Genomic DNA, 2,361 nt, shown 5'->3' with positions numbered 1-2,361 from the left:
ATCGCCGAGGACGATTTCGGCGCGCTCGGTGACACCTCAACCCTCGCCGACCCCACCGTCGTCGACGACCTCGTCGAACATCGCCAGAACAAGCGGGGGTAGGGGCCGGTCACGCCGCTTCAACACGACTGGTTGCTGGCCCGGGAATTTGTCGGCTCAGCAACCGGTTGCAGTGAATGCACAATGACGGTGCTATTCAGACCCGGTTCAACTTGGCTCTGCAAATATCTTCTTATTGTTCAAGCAATGAGGAGGAAGAACCATGAATACGAAATCTCTGGCCAAGATCGCAGTTGCTGCCGCAATTCTGATTGCTCCGATCGCCCAGGCACATGCCTACAAGCTCACCTTCAACAGTCAGACCGGCAAATGGTCGGGCGAATGCGTCGATGGTCACCGCTGGATCATCGGCAACGGCCAGACGCAGCCCACGCAGTACCAGGCCGAACGGATCTGCGCCAAGCATGGTGGAATGGCGCTGGCCGATGAAGATGGAAAGCCGGCGGGCGCGAACAGCAAGCAGGCACTGAAAAAATAGCCGCCCGATATCCCAGGCAGCGCCTCATGCGTCGCGATGCTCTGGCCTGTTAGCTCCGCTGGCTCCCGCTGGCGGAGCCTTTGCCGGAATAAGACGGGACCAGTGCGCGTAAAACGATCATGGCATTCTCAAATGCAGATCAAGACCACTCAAGGTCAAGTCGCTCTGTGGTGCTGACGAAAAACCAGTGCAGGAGTTCAGTAATTTCTTTGTTCAGCGTACATGATTCCAGTAATCAATTTAAATTACTTCTTTTGTTCTGTAATTAATAATTCCATGAATTGCTGGAATCTATATTGACATATTTACTATACATGCTTTCCTGTAGCCAGTCTTTTGTTGGGTGTTAATATTGGCAACTTGGCTGGGGGTTGGTTTGTTTAACGAAGAATTCTACCTGAGAACGAATCCGGATGTGGCGGCAGCTGTAGCGCAGCGGCTGTTAACTGCCCGGGAGCATTTTGATCTGTATGGCAAATACGAAAACAGATCCCCGTCACCGTTCTTCGATCAGGGCTTGTATCTGGGTGCAAACCCAGACGTTGCCGAGGCGGTGAGAAGCGGATTTATCAATGCATTCTAACACTTTATGTCGTTCGGGCAGTATGAGGGCAGAAGCCCATCGTTTTTCTTTAGCCCTTCCGTATATGCGACAGTCAACACAGACGTGTCCGAGGCTATCAAGTCCGGCGCGTTCAAATCAGCATTCGAGCACTTTGTGCTGCATGGTCAGTTCGAAGTGCGCAACACCGCGCCCTTCTTTGACCTCAAAGGATATCTGGACGCCAACCCCGACGTGGCTAACGCCGTTCGCGGCGGACATACGACGGCGTACGATCACTTCATCAATCATGGCTACGCGGAAGGCCGCAACCTGGGCAATGGCATCAGTTTGGCGCAGTTTGCCAGTGATCTCAAAGCGCAAGCTGCAATCAGGAGCGGCGATTACAATGATCTGATGGGGCGCGTTGCGGAAGTTGCGCCATTCCTGGCAACCTTCGTTGCGCCGCAAGGCTATTCCACACCGAGAGACATACCCCTTCCGGCAGATTTCATTCCAGTTGGCGGCGAGAAGCTTGTCATGCCTCCGGGCGTTGATGCTCCTGCCGTGCTGCCGCCGAATTTCGAGCAGCCCGCGCCCGAACCGCAGCCGGAGCCTAATCCGGGCGACGGTGGCGGCGGTGGGACGCCGCCCCCGCCGGTAGATCCGCTGGTCGTTGCGTTCAACGCAGCGACAAATCCTGCGGATTTCATACAGCTAATCCGAGCACACGACGTGGCGCTCGAGGTTGCTGGCAACTTGGTACAACTCCCTATGACAGGCGGGCGTATCGACGCTGTTGGCGCTGGTGTGAAAGAGATCAAAGACCTGTTCGGGGACTTCACAACAATCGAGCAGATCAAGGCGGCTGTTGCGACGCACATCAGGACCGAACTGAACAAGCAAGCGGCGCTGCAATCTCTTTATACGACAGATGATGTTGATACGTTCACAAGCCTTGTAAATGCCCTGGCTAGAGATCGTGCCGACATCATCAGCTATTACAAATCACTAGCCGCCTCTGCGGCAGGCCTCGAGCGGGTCGATGCGCTTGAGGAAGAGCTATACACCGTCGCGTTGGCTGGATTGGCTACGGCGCTCGACACAGATAAGAAGGGTTCTATCTTTGATGCGTTCATGAGCGTCCGCGGAGATTACAATGGCAGTATCGTCACCCTCGTAAAGAAGCTTTACGAGGCCCAAGCTAGGCTCAGGACCCATTGATTTAGAGGAATGGGTGTGATTCAGACGGGCGTATAGGAGCCTGACTGATGAGCAATTT

At 54.5% G+C, this 2,361-nt stretch carries 3 protein-coding genes; all 3 read left to right on the top strand.

Annotated features, from left to right (window positions below; genetic code table 11):
• The first annotated feature begins 262 nt into the window (after nt 1–262).
• The 3 genes from BMZ42_RS17670 to BMZ42_RS17665 all read left to right on the top strand — a co-directional run bounded on the left by BMZ42_RS17670 (nt 263) and on the right by BMZ42_RS17665 (nt 2,303).
• Entirely contained in the window at nt 263–538 is a 276-nt protein-coding gene (locus tag BMZ42_RS17670) for a hypothetical protein (protein WP_091525201.1), read from the top strand.
• A 352-nt stretch (nt 539–890) separates the two neighbouring features.
• Nucleotides 891–1,121: a hypothetical protein gene (locus tag BMZ42_RS17880; protein WP_139208013.1), complete on the top strand. Its 231-nt coding sequence runs from the start codon at nt 891–893 to the stop codon at nt 1,119–1,121.
• Nucleotides 1,122–1,205: 84 nt separating this feature from the next.
• Nucleotides 1,206–2,303: a hypothetical protein gene (locus tag BMZ42_RS17665; RefSeq protein ID WP_139208012.1), complete on the top strand. Its 1,098-nt coding sequence runs from the start codon at nt 1,206–1,208 to the stop codon at nt 2,301–2,303.
• Nucleotides 2,304–2,361: the final 58 nt, after the last annotated feature.

This window comes from Aquamicrobium aerolatum DSM 21857 (assembly GCF_900113935.1).
Taxonomy (GTDB): domain Bacteria; phylum Pseudomonadota; class Alphaproteobacteria; order Rhizobiales; family Rhizobiaceae; genus Aerobium; species Aerobium aerolatum.
The sequence above is the reverse complement of the archived record's forward strand: the minus strand, read 5'-3'. Positions and strand labels throughout refer to the sequence as shown.

Bases quoted from the DNA above. Each gene is read 5' to 3' on its own strand.
- BMZ42_RS17670 (WP_091525201.1), top strand. From the start codon at position 263: ATGAATACGAAATCTCTGGCCAAGATCGCAGTTGCTGCCGCAATTCTG.